This window comes from Empedobacter sp. R750 (assembly GCF_030324345.1).
GTDB lineage: Bacteria > Bacteroidota > Bacteroidia > Flavobacteriales > Weeksellaceae > Empedobacter > Empedobacter falsenii_C.
In genome coordinates this window covers 1-14204 of sequence record NZ_JACAGF010000030.1, presented here as the reverse complement: position 1 = coordinate 14204, position 14204 = coordinate 1, and the positions used below count along the sequence as shown (strand labels likewise).

General features: G+C 33.1%; 15 protein-coding genes. All 15 read left to right on the top strand.

Annotated features, from left to right (window positions below):
* The first annotated feature begins 132 nt into the window (after window positions 1-132).
* The 15 genes from HXZ74_RS16710 (at window position 133) to HXZ74_RS16640 (ending at window position 13947) form a co-directional block, all read left to right on the top strand.
* Entirely contained in the window at window positions 133-1068 is a 936-nt protein-coding gene (locus HXZ74_RS16710) for an urea transporter (protein WP_286476457.1), read from the top strand.
* 239 nt (window positions 1069-1307) lie between these two features.
* Window positions 1308-2534: a DNA cytosine methyltransferase gene (locus HXZ74_RS16705; protein ID WP_286476456.1), complete on the top strand. Its 1227-nt coding sequence runs from the start codon at window positions 1308-1310 to the stop codon at window positions 2532-2534.
* The gene (locus tag HXZ74_RS16700) at window positions 2531-3670 is read left to right on the top strand and encodes a phospholipase D-like domain-containing protein (protein WP_124643314.1); all 1140 of its coding nucleotides are present in this window, start codon (window positions 2531-2533) and stop codon (window positions 3668-3670) included. Before HXZ74_RS16705 ends, HXZ74_RS16700 begins: the two co-directional genes overlap by 4 nt.
* Window positions 3671-3988: 318 nt before the next feature.
* A complete protein-coding gene (locus HXZ74_RS16695; protein WP_286476455.1) occupies window positions 3989-4327 on the top strand; it encodes a helix-turn-helix domain-containing protein in 339 nt (112 codons plus the stop codon).
* The gene (locus HXZ74_RS16690) at window positions 4317-5354 is read left to right on the top strand and encodes a DNA cytosine methyltransferase (RefSeq protein WP_286476453.1); all 1038 of its coding nucleotides are present in this window, start codon (window positions 4317-4319) and stop codon (window positions 5352-5354) included. The genes HXZ74_RS16695 and HXZ74_RS16690 overlap by 11 nt, the downstream gene beginning before the upstream one ends.
* Before the next feature lie 3 nt (window positions 5355-5357).
* Window positions 5358-6749, top strand: coding sequence for a protein NO VEIN domain-containing protein (locus tag HXZ74_RS16685; protein WP_286476451.1), 1392 nt, complete (start codon window positions 5358-5360; stop codon window positions 6747-6749).
* A gap of 2 nt (window positions 6750-6751) precedes the next feature.
* On the top strand, window positions 6752-7780 hold the full coding sequence (locus HXZ74_RS16680) for a DNA cytosine methyltransferase (protein ID WP_286476450.1): 1029 nt from the start codon (window positions 6752-6754) through the stop codon (window positions 7778-7780).
* 352 nt (window positions 7781-8132) lie between these two features.
* Entirely contained in the window at window positions 8133-8366 is a 234-nt protein-coding gene (locus tag HXZ74_RS16675; protein ID WP_286476449.1) for a hypothetical protein, read from the top strand.
* 15 nt (window positions 8367-8381) lie between these two features.
* Window positions 8382-8792 carry a protein-export chaperone SecB gene (locus tag HXZ74_RS16670; RefSeq protein WP_286476448.1) on the top strand — a complete coding sequence of 137 codons (411 nt, stop codon included), beginning with the start codon at window positions 8382-8384 and terminating at the stop codon, window positions 8790-8792.
* 16 nt (window positions 8793-8808) lie between these two features.
* A complete protein-coding gene (locus HXZ74_RS16665) occupies window positions 8809-9387 on the top strand; it encodes a hypothetical protein (RefSeq protein WP_286476446.1) in 579 nt (192 codons plus the stop codon).
* Between the two features lie 258 nt (window positions 9388-9645).
* Window positions 9646-10677 (top strand): DNA cytosine methyltransferase, encoded by a 1032-nt coding sequence (locus HXZ74_RS16660; RefSeq protein WP_286476445.1) that lies wholly within the window; start codon window positions 9646-9648, stop codon window positions 10675-10677.
* Entirely contained in the window at window positions 10652-11665 is a 1014-nt protein-coding gene (locus tag HXZ74_RS16655; RefSeq protein WP_286476444.1) for a BsuBI/PstI family type II restriction endonuclease, read from the top strand. Before HXZ74_RS16660 ends, HXZ74_RS16655 begins: the two co-directional genes overlap by 26 nt.
* Window positions 11666-11891: 226 nt before the next feature.
* The gene (locus tag HXZ74_RS16650; protein WP_286476443.1) at window positions 11892-12875 is read left to right on the top strand and encodes an adenine-specific methyltransferase EcoRI family protein; all 984 of its coding nucleotides are present in this window, start codon (window positions 11892-11894) and stop codon (window positions 12873-12875) included.
* A complete protein-coding gene (locus HXZ74_RS16645; RefSeq protein WP_286476442.1) occupies window positions 12872-13408 on the top strand; it encodes a DUF262 domain-containing protein in 537 nt (178 codons plus the stop codon). The genes HXZ74_RS16650 and HXZ74_RS16645 overlap by 4 nt, the downstream gene beginning before the upstream one ends.
* A complete protein-coding gene (locus HXZ74_RS16640; RefSeq protein WP_286476440.1) occupies window positions 13405-13947 on the top strand; it encodes an HNH endonuclease in 543 nt (180 codons plus the stop codon). The genes HXZ74_RS16645 and HXZ74_RS16640 overlap by 4 nt, the downstream gene beginning before the upstream one ends.
* Window positions 13948-14204 lie beyond the last annotated feature (257 nt).

The following is a 14204-nucleotide window of genomic DNA, read 5'->3' as shown; positions in this document are numbered from 1 at the left end:
TTGGCTACGTTCCGTCCAAATCGAAACTTTCCGCTTCGATTTTCCGCCACTTCGCCAATGCTCCGGACGTTAGCGGTAATTTTGTGGACGACTGCATAGCACCTAATTACGAGCATTGACAAGAGCAAATAATTGAACGACAAAACAGGTATGACACCGAACAATGACATTAAAAATAGGCTTACTGGAGAGACAGTTTCATTTGCTTCCATAATACTAAAAGGGCTTGGACAAATAATGCTTCAAGAAAATGCCGTTACGGGCTTACTGTTTCTCATTGGCATTTTCTATGGTTCATTTACAATGGGTGCTGCTGCACTTTTAGCAGTAGTGTGTGGAACTACTACTGCCTTACTGCTGAAATATGAAAAATCAGAAATTGACAAAGGATTTTACGGTTTTAGTGCGGCATTGGTTGGCGTTGCAGCCATACTATTTCTAAAACCAGTTTTGATAAGTTGGATTATTATTATTTTAGGCTCTGCATTGGCAAGTCTGTTGCAACACCTTTTTATAAAACGAAAAATACCTGTTTTCACGCTGCCTTTTGTTTTGGTAACTTGGCTAATACTTTTTTTTGCCAATAATTTTTTCACAAGTATATTGCCAGAACCATCAGTAGGTGCTTCAATAACCGACAATTTTACTTTTGCTATTAAAGGTTTCGGACAAGTAATTTTTCAAGACAGTTTAGTATCTGGTCTGTTATTTTTTATCGCAGTATTTATTAGTTCGCCAATTTCTGCATTGTATGGACTTGCAGGGGCAATACTTTCCGCAGTTGTTGCATTCAAACTTTCTGCACCTGCCAGCGATATAAGCCTTGGACTATTTAGTTATAATGCTGTATTGTGCGCCATTGTGTTTGCAGGCAACCAAATTAAAGACGGATTTTGGGTTTTAATTGCCGTATTACTTTCGCTTTCCATTAGCTTCTTAATGTTGAAGTTTAACATTACCCAACTTACGTTTCCTTTTGTTTTGGCATCTTGCATTACTCTATTATTTAGGAAATACCTTGGTAAATCAATACAAAAAGAAACAATTAACCAAAATACTCAACATTGACAATTAAAACTACCGCTAACAGCGGTTTTGCAAAAGCGGGGGTGCGGTGCTTCGGTTGACAGTTTTTTCGTATAATTGAAGTGTGGTTCTCCGAATGAACGGTAGTGCTAAAAAGCCCCGCCTTCGCAAAGCCGCAAAACGTTGTAGGCAATGCGACCAAAATTGCGTATAAACTCGACCGCATAAAATTTAACCATTTTTTTTTGTAAATTGCACTCAAATTTTAACAGACAAAATAAATGAGTTTAAAACAGACAATAAGTATTAATGAATTTGACGGCAAAAGCTATCAAATTAGACTTGTTGAAGGCATTGAAGACAAAGCCGTTTTGACACATTATCTGCATAATTATAGAAATGGCGTAAAAAAACATTACGAAAAAGATGCAATTTCAACTTTAAAAAATTTCGTAAAATATAAACAAGAGGAAACTGAATTACCGATTGTTGCAGAAGATGCTTTGCAACAACTTTTATTTGAAGTTGAAAACGTTCCGTTTCCAACTCCAGAAAATTATAGTTTTAAATTCATTGACTTATTTGCTGGAATTGGAGGATTTAGATTAGCGTTACAAAATGTTGGCGGAAAGTGTGTTTTTACAAGCGAATGGAATAATGAAGCACAAAAAACGTATAGAGAAAATTTTGGAGAAGTTCCGTTTGGCGACATAACAAAAGAGCGAAACAAAAACTATATTCCTGAAAAATTTGACATTTTATGTGCTGGTTTTCCATGTCAAGCATTTTCAATTGCAGGCTATCAAAAAGGTTTTGCTGACACAAGAGGAACTTTGTTTTTTGACATTGAGCAAATAGTTGAAAAACACAGACCAAAGGTTGTATTTTTAGAAAATGTGAAAAACCTTGTTTCTCACGACAATGGAAATACATTTAAAACAATTATTGAAACACTTGAACTAAAATTGGGATACAAAACATTTGCAAAAGTTTTAAATTCAGCAACTCACGCAAATGTTCCGCAAAATCGTGAGCGAATTTTTATAGTTGCTTTTGACCCAAAACAAGTAAAAAATTATTCAAAATTTGAGTTTCCTAAACCAATCAAATTAACAAAAACAATTCACGACTTTTTGGATAAGGAAAAGCAGGATGATATTTTTTATTACAAAGAAGACCATCAATATTATCCTGAATTAGTAAAAACAATGATTTCAAAAGATACAGTTTATCAATGGAGAAGAGTTTATGCAAGGGAAAATAAAAGTAATCTTTGTCCAACATTAACAGCAAATATGGGTTCTGGTGGACATAATGTTCCATTAATTAAAGATAATTTTGGAATTAGAAAACTCACTCCTAAAGAATGTTTTGCTTTCCAAGGTTATCCAATCGAAAAATATATTATTCCAAAACTTGCAAATAGTAAACTTTATATGCAAGCAGGAAATTCTGTAACGACAACTTTAATTGAAAGAATTGCAAATCAAATAATTGAAGTTTTATGAAATCGTTTGCAGAAATTGACATAGAAAAAAACGGAAATTATTTAAAACTGCTTTCAGCAGTTTCAAAACTTTCAGGTTTGTTCAGTGAAAGTGCTATTCCTTTCATAAATTACCGTGTTGCGGAAAATATTTTTTGCAGAAGTTTTGATGCAGGAAATTTATCACGCTCTGATACAGCTTTTGACGCAAACTATAATTCTATTGGTGTTGGTTTGAAAACTTTTACTTGCAATACAAATAACAGTACAGAAAAAGTTGCAGAATTTAATTCACTTTCAAGAGTTTTAGCCGAGTTTAAAGGTAAAGAACTTGCAATAAAATTAGGCGAATTCAGAAATGATAGAATAAATTTAGCCAATAGACTTTACAATATTGAAAGTTCACTTTATCATATCGTTGCGAGAAAAGAAAAAGAACTTTTGCTTTATGAAACAGATTACAATACAATTGACATCGCAAATATTCATTCAGTAAAAGATAATAAAGCTAGTTTACAATTTGAAGATGGAAACAATTTTTATTCTTTCAATTACTCAAAAAGTACACTTTTTAGAAAGTTTATTATTCCAGAAAATGCGTTTCGCTTACCTATTGATATAATTGAAGACCCATATTCATTGCTTCTTGAATTATTTGAGGAAAACAAAAATTTAAAACCAGCAACAGACAAACTTGTAAAAGGAGAAAATTATGTGATTTTACCACTTTATGGTATTCAGAAAAAAGAGAAATTTATTTTTCAACGAAGCGGTTTAAATCAATGGAATGCAAACGGAAGAAAAAGAGATTTTGGCGAAATTTACATTCCAATTCCTGCGGAATTGCACAGAAAATATCCAAATTTCTTTCCGCCAAGAGATGAAATTTTTAATTTACAAATTCCAACAGGAGATATTTTTTCTGCAAAAGTTTGTCAAGAAAATTCAAAAGCATTGATGACAAATCCAAACAAAGCATTGTCAGATTGGCTTTTGCGTAAAGTTCTACAACTGAAAGAAGGAGAATTGGCGACAATGGAAAAATTAGACAAATTAGGTTTTGACAGCGTAATAATTATGAAAGACAAAAATGGAGATTTTAAAATTGACATTATGAAAACTAATACTTACGACGAATTTAACAACGAAACTGAATAAAAAGCACTGCCTACAACAGCAGTTTGGCAAAATGGCGGTTTCGGTGCTAAATTGAACATTTGGTTTTCAAATAAACATTGGTACTAAAATGAAAGTAAGTGCTTTAAAATCCGCCACTTCGCCAAGCTGCAAAACGTTGTGCGACACCCTAAAACCACCGCACATTCAAGCACATTTGGTTTTTCCTACCGCACAAAGCCATCACTAAAAACCAAAAGAGCTTAAATTTTCCCAACACTCAAAAAACTACAAAATATTGTCCGATAAAAATATTATTGCTACTTTTGTCAAAATCGTCAAGATTAATAATTCAAGACAATGGAAGCAAATTTTGGAGAATATATACGAGGTTTAAGAACTCAAAACAATCTTACACTTACTCAATTAGGTGCAAAACTTGGCATTGACTCTGGAGCTTTGAGCAAAATTGAAACAGGCAAAAAAGAGTTTGATGAAAAATGTTTGGAAAGATTAGCCGACACTTTTGGACTTGACATTGAAGATTTGAAAACAGAATATTTTGGTGACCAATTCGCTAAAAAAATGTATCAATATAATTGTTCCCCAAAAACATTAATTGTTGCAGAAGAAAAGGTAAATTATCTAAAAAGCATAAACGTTAAACAAGGTAAAATAGATTTTGAGGATGAAAAATAAACCAACAGTAATAGACTTGTTTTGCGGTTGTGGTGGACTTTCTTATGGGTTCATCGAAGCAGGTTATGATGTGCTTTTAGGTATTGACCATTGGAAAGATGCTGTTGTGACTTTTGAAAATACTCACCAAAACGCAAAAGGAATTGTTTCAGATTTATTTACAGAAACACCAAAAGAAATTGCACAAAAAACAGGAATAAAAAATGTCGATGTAATTATTGGCGGACCACCTTGTCAAGGTTTTTCTATTGCAGGAAAAAGAATTATTGATGATGAACGCAATCAACTTTACAAATCATTTGTAAGTTTTGTTGATTTTTACAAACCTAAAGCTTTTATAATGGAAAATGTTCCAAATATTATTTCTATGGGAAAAGGGGTTGTAAAAGATAGTATTGTTGAAGACTTCAAAAAAATTGGCTATACAGTTGTTTACAAAGTTTTGTTGGCTTCAGATTATGGTATTCCCCAAAATAGAAAAAGAGCATTTTTTGTTGGTACAAAAAATAATAAAGAATTTGTTTTTCCCGAACCGACAACGAAAAAACACATTACATCAAAAGAAGCTATTTCTGATTTACCAAAAGACACTTTGGAGGACGGAAGCAAATATACTACCAAGCCCCAAAATGAATTTCAAAAATTAATGAGAAAAAACTCCAAAGGAGTTTTCAATCATCAAATTACTATTCATAATGAAAAAACAATTGAAATTATTTCAATGGTTCCAGACGGAGGCAATTACAAGAATTTGCCAAAAGAACTTCATCATACAAGAAAAGTAAATATTGCGTGGACAAGATTAAATAGTCAAAAACCGAGTTTTACAATTGACACAGGACACAATCATCATTTTCATTATGAGTTTAACCGCGTGCCAACAGCAAGAGAAAGTGCAAGACTTCAATCTTTTCCCGATGATTATATTTTCAAAGGAGGAAAAACAAGTCAGTTAAAACAAATTGGCAATGCAGTTCCGCCACTATTGGCTAAAACTATTGCAGAGGAATTAATTAAATATATTTAAAGTATGTTCAACCCAGATATTCAATATAGATGTACCATTATTCGAGGTAAAGCACAAAAGGAACTAGACAACCTTTTGCCAGCTTACGCAAATATCGTAGCTGAAATATGCCCTTGCACAAAGGAAATATTTGACCAAGAATTTAATGACAGACTATCTCAAATTATCTACAATGATGATTTTGAAAATCTTGGAGACAACAATCAAAAAACAATTAGAAATCACATCACCGAAGTTGCAGGAAAACTTTTTGGGTTGTACTATTTTGACGAACATTACATTTATGAAAGTCCGAGTAACGAAAAACTTTTGATTGATAACGACCAACCTGCATTTTTCAAAAATCTTTGTTTGAATTTTCAGTTTCCTAATGGAACTCAAAAAATCCAAACGATTGAAGAACGCTTAAATGACGAAATAAAGTTTAAGCCGTTTCACTTTGTTTTGACTTTACTTTCACTTGCTCAAAAAAGTGGAATTATACTTTCCAAAGATGAAATTGGTTATTACGTTCTCAATGCAAAACAAGTTCTGCAAGGAAATATTTCCGTAGAAGAAGTTTTAGGCACAATCATAAAAGACAGAGAAAACAACATTACTAAAAAATTAGAAACAGGTTCTTTTCACACACAACACATAAGAGAACAATTTAACTTGTTGGCTTTGGCTAACTTGATTATTATTGACGGAAATAATTTGGTAATAAATAAAGCAGAAAAAGAAATTATTGATGTTTTTATTTCTGAATTAGCTCAACCTTTAAAATTTGACATCTTAAAATATGACTTAACTAATGATGAAGATAAGAAACAAATGTATTTTGATTGGTCGGCTTATTTTGGAAAAATCGCTGTTCTAAATTCCGAAATACTTTCTACTTCAATTGAAGCATTACAACGTGAAGAAGTCGAAAAACCAAAAATTCCACAGAAAGGAACTGATAAAACTATTTTGGGAGATGAGGGAGAAGATTTTGTTTTCGATTTAGAGAAAGAACGTGTAAACGCAACACACCCAAGATTAGTAAATAAAGTATTGCTTTTAGGAAAACAAAGAGGTTTAGGTTATGATATTTCTTCTGTTGAAGCAAATGAAAATCGAGAAGAACCCGAATTCGCAAGGTTTGTAGAAGTTAAATCTACAAAACGTATTACCGAACCAGACTTAAACGATAATTCTTGGACTGATACAATCAACTTAACAAGAAAAGAATGGATTGCTGCAAAACAATATCGTTCTGCATACAACATTTATAGAGTTTATTTTACTCCAAATGCAACAATCGTAAGAAAAATAAACGATCCTTTCGGAAAAAACGAAACCGGAATTATCACAGTTTTACCAACCTTGTACAGAATGGACTTTGGTTCTGAAAGTATAGACAAACAATATTAATTATGGAAAATAAAATTAAAGTAGCATCATTTTTTTGTGGTTGTGGAGGCTCGGATTTAGGAATACTTGGAGGTTTTAAATTCCTAAAAGATAATTACAAGCCACTTCCATTTGAGATAAGCTATGCTTTGGATTTTGACAAATATGCAATTGAAACATACAATGCAAATTTTGAACATCCAGCGGTTTGCGATGATATTAAAAATGTAAATATTAATGCAATCGAGGATTTTGATTTGTTGCTTGGAGGCTTTCCTTGCCAATCATTCAGTACGGTAAATCCGAATAAAGACACGAACGATGATAGAGCAAATCTTTACAAAGAACTTGTAAAAATCTTGAAAGCAAGACAGCCTAAATTTTTCGTTTGCGAAAACGTAAAAGGATTGGTAACACTTCAAAAAGGAGAAATTCTTAAAAAAGTAATTACAGAATTTGAGAGTGTTGGATACAAAGTAAAATATAAAGTTTTACTTGCTTCAAACTTTGGAATACCGCAAAAAAGAGAACGTGTTTTTATTGTTGGAGTACGAAATGATGTAAATATTGATTATAAATTTCCTTTAGAAACACATTCGGAAAGCAATCTTTTCAGTACAAAAAAATGGGTTCCATTGAAAGAAGTCATTCCACAATTAGCGATTGAAGACGAAAAATATTATTTCTCTCAAAGAGCAGTTGAGGGTATGAAAAATGCAAAAAACAATATGAAACGTGGTTTATATCAAGATTTAAACGGACAATGTTTAACTGTAACATCGCATTTGGCAAAGACAAGTTTAAATTCGAGAGACCCTGTTTTATTGGTAAATCCAGAAAAGGAAATTTATAGACGTTTTACTCCAAAAGAAGCCGCAAGTATTCAGTCTTTTCCTGAAAACTTTTCGTTTCCAGTTAGCGAAACCCAAGCATATAAACAAATTGGTAACGCAATTCCGCCTGTTTTGATGTGGCACGTTGCAAATGCTTTGGCTGAAAGTTGTGTACAGAAATCTAAAAATATTAAAACAAAAGAACTACAAGAAACTTAAACATTTGGTAGCACATTTGCATTTTTCCAACCGCCCAAAGCCAAACAAAAATGCAAAAGAGCTACCAAACCAACACCAAACATAAAAACGAATAAACATAGCGAAAAAGAAGGGCGATCGCACAACAGCAGTTTGCAGAAATGGCGGGTTGAGGTCTTAATTTAAAGTTGGTTTTGTACTTGCAAAGTCAGTGTTAAACCGAAAGTTTAGGCTTCCTTAATCCGCCACTTCTGCAAGCTGCAAAACGTTGTGCGACATCCAAACAAAAAAACTGCACAATATTAAAATTTTGAAAAATGACTTTATACTTATAAATTTTGTTGTACATTTGCAGTAAGAAAAAATTAAAACGATGAACAATTTTTTTGAGGATTTAAAAAAGTACTTTTCTGAAACACCTAAAGATGAAATTTTAGACGTTTGGGCAAAAAGTATAGAAATGGACAATGTTGGAGTAAGTATCGATGAATTTCTAGCAAACTCTCAGCATCAATATTATGTATATTCAAGTGACCCTAACATTAGTTGTTCAGGGTATTTAACCGATAATTTGAACCCGAAGTTTACTTCGGGTTTTTTTATATAAATTAATAATGTAATTATGCAAAGAGCAGCATTTTCAATCAATAACTACCAATTTGACAAAGTAGAAATAGATTTATCAAATCATAAAGGCAATGAATTATCTCTAGCATTTCATACTAGCGGAATTTATTTCAATCAAAAACACCAATACGAACTTTCTTTTATGGTAAGTGTTTTCAATAAAGATGAAGAACAAAATCCTTTTGCTTCTATTCGATGTAAAGGTTTATTTAACTTTGACAATGTTGGTTCTTTTGAAGAAATACCTGATTTTTTTTATAAAAATAGTATTGCTATACTATTCCCATATGTAAGAGCTTATTTAAGTTTAGTAACAACCCAAGCAAATGTCCCAGGTATAATTTTACCAACATTAAATCTTTCAAATTTGGAAGATGACTTAAGAAAAAACACTATACAAGCATAAAATCATTTAATAAGAGTTGGCTTCAAATAAAATCGTATATCAGACATTAGAAGACAGAGGGACCGATTTAGATAAATTGGAAACTGAAGGTCCATATCCTTGTCGTTGGGAAAACTCATGGTTAGGCGATGGGTTCTATTTTTGGGATACATTTATATCTAATGCTCATTGGTGGGGAAAAGAAATACGGAATTATACTAAAGGGTACATTATATGCAAAGCTATATGTGACTATTCTGATACAAATTGTTTTGATTTAGTAGGTAATACAGAGCATCTTGAGATGTTCAAGAACACATATGATTTGATGAAAAAGGAAGGTCTAATAAATGAAAAGACAACAGTAAAAAGACTTATTCATTATCTCAAAGATGATTTGAAAAAATTTAATTATGATGCTATTCGAGTTTATGGTATAAGAAGCAAAAACTATAATTCAAGATTTAATTTCACATTGAATTTCGAAAATGAAAAACCAAGTTATTTGGACTTTAATCCTGCAATTCAAATCTGTTTTTACAGAAAGAATAGTCTTAATTTAAGAAATTACAAGATAGTATATCCAGACGAATATATAGACGGATATTTGGTTTAAAAGGACGATCGCACAACAAGGGTTTTGCAAAAGAGCGGGTTAAGTGCAAAATTCAACTTCTGTGCTTTTAATCCGCAAAAACCATTTTTTATTTGCTCGAAAAGTGTAAATTAGCAAATAAAAAATTGGTTTTGCTAACTGTAGTGCTGAATTGAACTTTTGTGCTTTCTATTCCGCTCCTTCGCAAAGCCCCGAACCGTTATGTGATATGCCACTACAACGCTTCGTCCCAAAAGAAAATTTTCGTAAATTTACCGAATGGAATATTGGAAAGAGATAAATAACAAACTAAAACCTTGGGTTGACACCGACTTAAACAAGACGGTAGTTGACCTTTTTGCAGGTTGCGGAGGATTATCTCTTGGATTTGAAGCTAATGGATTTAAAACCATTGGTTACGAAATGGACGAAAACGCATCAAACACATACAACAAAAATCTTTTGGGAGATTGTATTACAGGAAAACTTACACCTGAATCAACATATCCTAAAGCCGATATTGTAATTGGAGGTCCGCCTTGTCAACCTTTTAGTGTTGGAGGAAAACAACTTGGTCTTAAAGATTCGAGAGACGGCTTCCCCATTTTTCTATCGGCTGTTAAACAACTGAATCCCGAAGTTTTTATGTTTGAAAACGTTCGAGGAATGTTGTATAAAAACAAATGGTATTTAAAAGAAGTAATTGACGAACTTGAAAGTTTGGGTTATTACATTGATTACGCTTTACTAAATGCTGTAAACTATGAAGTACCTCAAAATAGAGAAAGAGTTATCGTAATTGGTTCAAGACAAAAAATAAAATTACCAAATGCAATTCATAGGACTGTTACAGCTGGAGAAGCGTTAGGAAATTTAGCATTTGAATTTAATGAAGATTCTAAGTTTTTTACAGAATCGATGGACAGATATGTAGCCAACTATGAAAGAGCTTCTAAATGTGTAAATCCTAGAGATTTATATTTAGATAGACCTGCACGCACTTTAACTTGTAGAAATCTTGCAGGTGCTACAGGAGATATGCATCGTGTAAAATTAATAGATGGACGAAGAAGAAGAATTACAGTTCGTGAGGCGGCAAGGTTACAAAGCTTTCCAGATTGGTTTGAATTTCAGGGAACTGAAACACATCAATTTAATCAAATTGGAAACGCAGTTGCGCCAAATTTTGCATTCCATTTAGCAAAAAACATAAAAGCTCATCTTATGGGAACTTCTACAGAAGATTATCCTGTAATTGAATTTGAGCAACTAAAATTATTCGAGAATGAAGCAGTATATCAGTTTAGATAGTTCAAAAAAATTTAGTGAAAAGCCAAAAGCTATTCAGGAACTCATCAATACAACACTTTACATACTCGAAACTTTCGGAATTCCTATTGAAGGAACACCAAGAAGATTGGAAAGAATGGCAATTGCATTTTTGGCAAGTGGAGATATAAAATCATTGAAAGACCTTGCAAAAGCAAAAGATTTGAATAGTGGATTTGCTCTCAAAACCAGAGATATAATTAACTATGTAAACGAACATTTCAATGAAAATATTAGTTCAGGTTCGTATGACGACATCAGGAGAAAGGACTTAAAACTTTTGACAATTGCTGAAGTTGTTTTACAATCAAGTCCAAACTCTGCAACCAACGACTCAACACGTGGATACTCTATCAATCCTACTTATGCAGAATTAATAAGAAATTTTGGAAAGAAAGATTGGGAAAAGTCAGTCAAAGAAAAGCTGAAAAATATCGAACCCTTAAGTCAAAAACTAAAAAGAGAAAGACAAATTTCAAAAGTTGAAGTAACACTTCCATCAGGAGGACAACTGACATTTTCAGCAGGAGAACATAACGACCTACAAAAAGCAATCATTGAAGATTTTCTTCCAAGATACGGTTTTGGTGCAGAAGTTTTATATGTTGGAGATACGGCAGACAAATACCTTTATCTTGAAAAAGAGAAATTAGAAAAGCTGAATTTCTTTGAAATATCACACGAAGAACTTCCTGATGTTATCGCTTATTCCAAGAAAAAGAATTGGCTGTACTTGATTGAAGCCGTTCATTCATCGGGTCCGATTTCAGAAATACGACTTTTACAACTTCAAAAACTAACTAAAAATTGCAAAGCCGACATTGTTTATGTGACAGCATTTTTGAATCGACCAAAATTCAGACAATTTATGGCTGATATTGCTTGGGAAACTGAGGTTTGGATAGCTGATAATCCTGACCATTTGGTTCATTTTAATGGAGATAAATTTCTCGGACCTTACAAAAAATGAAAACAATAGGCACATCACATAACAAGGTATTGCCAAAAGCGGGGCTGAACGGCTTCGATTGGACATTTGTGCAAGATTCAACTTTCGTTCTTCAATTAAACTTTAGTGCTAAACATCCCCGCCTTCGGCAATACCCGAACCGTTAGCAGCAAGGCTACCGAGAAACCGCCTAAAACAAAGGTCTTAACAAACATTTCCGTGAGAATTTTTGCTGTTAACGGAAAGTATGACAGCGAAAGCGAAGAACAACAATCTACATTCAGCAAAAACTAATAAAGAAGACGAATTTTACACCCAACTTTCAGACATTGAAAAAGAACTGAAACATTACAGAAATCACTTTAAGGACAAAGTGGTTTTATGCAATTGCGATGACCCGAGAATTAGCAATTTCTTTATTTATTTTTCATTAAATTTTGAAAAACTCGGACTCAAAAAACTAATTACGACCTGTTACAAAAACCAAGAACGAGATTTATTCAGTCAAAATGATAAAGAACACGCAATTTATCTAGAATATTTTGGAGACAAAAACAGGAACAACGTTCCCGATGTTGAAGAAATAGGGATAAAAAAACTAAATGGTGATGGCGATTTTAGAAGTAAAGAATGTATAGAACTTTTGAAAGAGGCGGACATTGTTGTAACAAATCCGCCTTTCTCACTTTTTCGTGAATATATTGCTCAACTTTTTGAAGCAGACAAAAAATTTCTAATAATTGGAAGCCAAAATAATGTAACCTACAAAGAAATTTTTGCATATTTCAAAGAGAATAAAGTTTGGTTGGGAAACAACAGCGGAAATATGGAGTTCAAAGTTCCCAATTATTACGAACCAAGGCAAACAAGATATTGGGAAGATGAGAGCGGGCAAAAATGGAGAAGTTTAGGAAATATTTGTTGGTTTACTAATTTAGATATATCAAAAAGGCACGAAAATCTAATTCTTTACAAAAATTATTCGCCTGAAGAATATCCAAAATACGACAATTACGATGCAATAAATGTAAACAAGGTTGCAGAAATCCCTTCAGATTATGCAGGAATTATGGGTGTCCCAATTACTTTTCTTGACAAATATAATCCCGAACAATTTGAAATTATCGGTATCGACAGGTATGTTGAAGATAATCCAAATTATGGCCGCAGATTTTCAATTAACGGAAATGAAATTTATGCAAGAATTCTAATCAAAAACAAAAAATTATGAAAATAGAACTCAAAGAAATAACTATAAGAGAATTAACCCAAAACTACCAAGACAACGAAGAAAACGGAGTTGTCGGTTTTGGCGGAAAATTAGACATTCGTCCGCCTTATCAAAGAGAATTTGTTTACAAAGACAAACAAAGAGAAGCCGTGATTGATACTGTTACAAAGGATTTTCCGCTCAACGTCATGTATTGGGCAGTTCGTGAAGACGGAAATTACGAAGTAATTGACGGACAACAAAGGACAATTTCTATCTGTCAATATGTGAACGGAGATTTTGCACATTTTTTCAGATATTTTCACAACCTTCAAAAAGACGAGCAAGAACAGATTTTGAACTATAAGTTAATGGTCTATTTTTGTAGCGGAACCGACAGCGAAAAACTGAAATGGTTTCAAACCATAAATATTGCAGGAGAAAAACTAACTGACCAAGAATTGCGAAATGCGGTTTATTCAGGTTCTTGGGTTTCGGACGCAAAACGTTATTTTTCCAAAAACAGCCGTCCAAAATTGGCGACGAATATTTGACCGGTTCTGCAAACCGACAAGAATATTTGGAAACTGCAATCAATTGGATTTCTAACGGGAACATTGAGGTTTATATGTCCAAAAACCAAAACAAGCCAAATGCAACCGAACTTTGGCTGTATTTTCAGTCGGTTATCAATTGGACGAAAGCAACTTTCCCGAATTATCGCAGAGAAATGAAGGGAATAAATTGGGGTTTTCTTTACAACCAATTCCAAACCCAAAGTTTTGACCACAAAAAATTAGAAGAGGAAGTCAGCGAACTAATGCAGGATGAAGATGTTACAAACAAGCGTGGAATTTATGAATATGTCTTGACACGGAACGAAAAGTTTTTAAATATTCGTGCGTTTTCGGACAACCAAAAACGAGAAGCATACGAAAGACAAAGTGGAAAGTGCATAAAGTGTGGACAACATTTTGAAATCCACGAAATGGAAGCCGACCATATTACGCCATGGCACGAAGGCGGAAAAACTTCAGCAGAAAACTGTCAAATGCTGTGTAAATTTGACAACCGCTCTAAATCAGGACGCTAAAAAAGCCCTGCTGCTAACAGTGTATTGGCAAAAGACGGGGTGAATATTGTCTTTGAGAATTCAGTTAACAATATCCGCAAAAATGCTTTTCATATTTCTTTTTTTAGTAAATTAGAAATCTGAAAAAGCATTTTGCTCAGGTTCGGTTTTCCTTTGAAATTGTCTGCAAGGTAGCCCGTCCTTCGCCAATACTTTTTCCGTTGTACGACATAGTAAAACCGAACCAAACAAAATGAAAGTCAGAGAAGAAAAGTTAA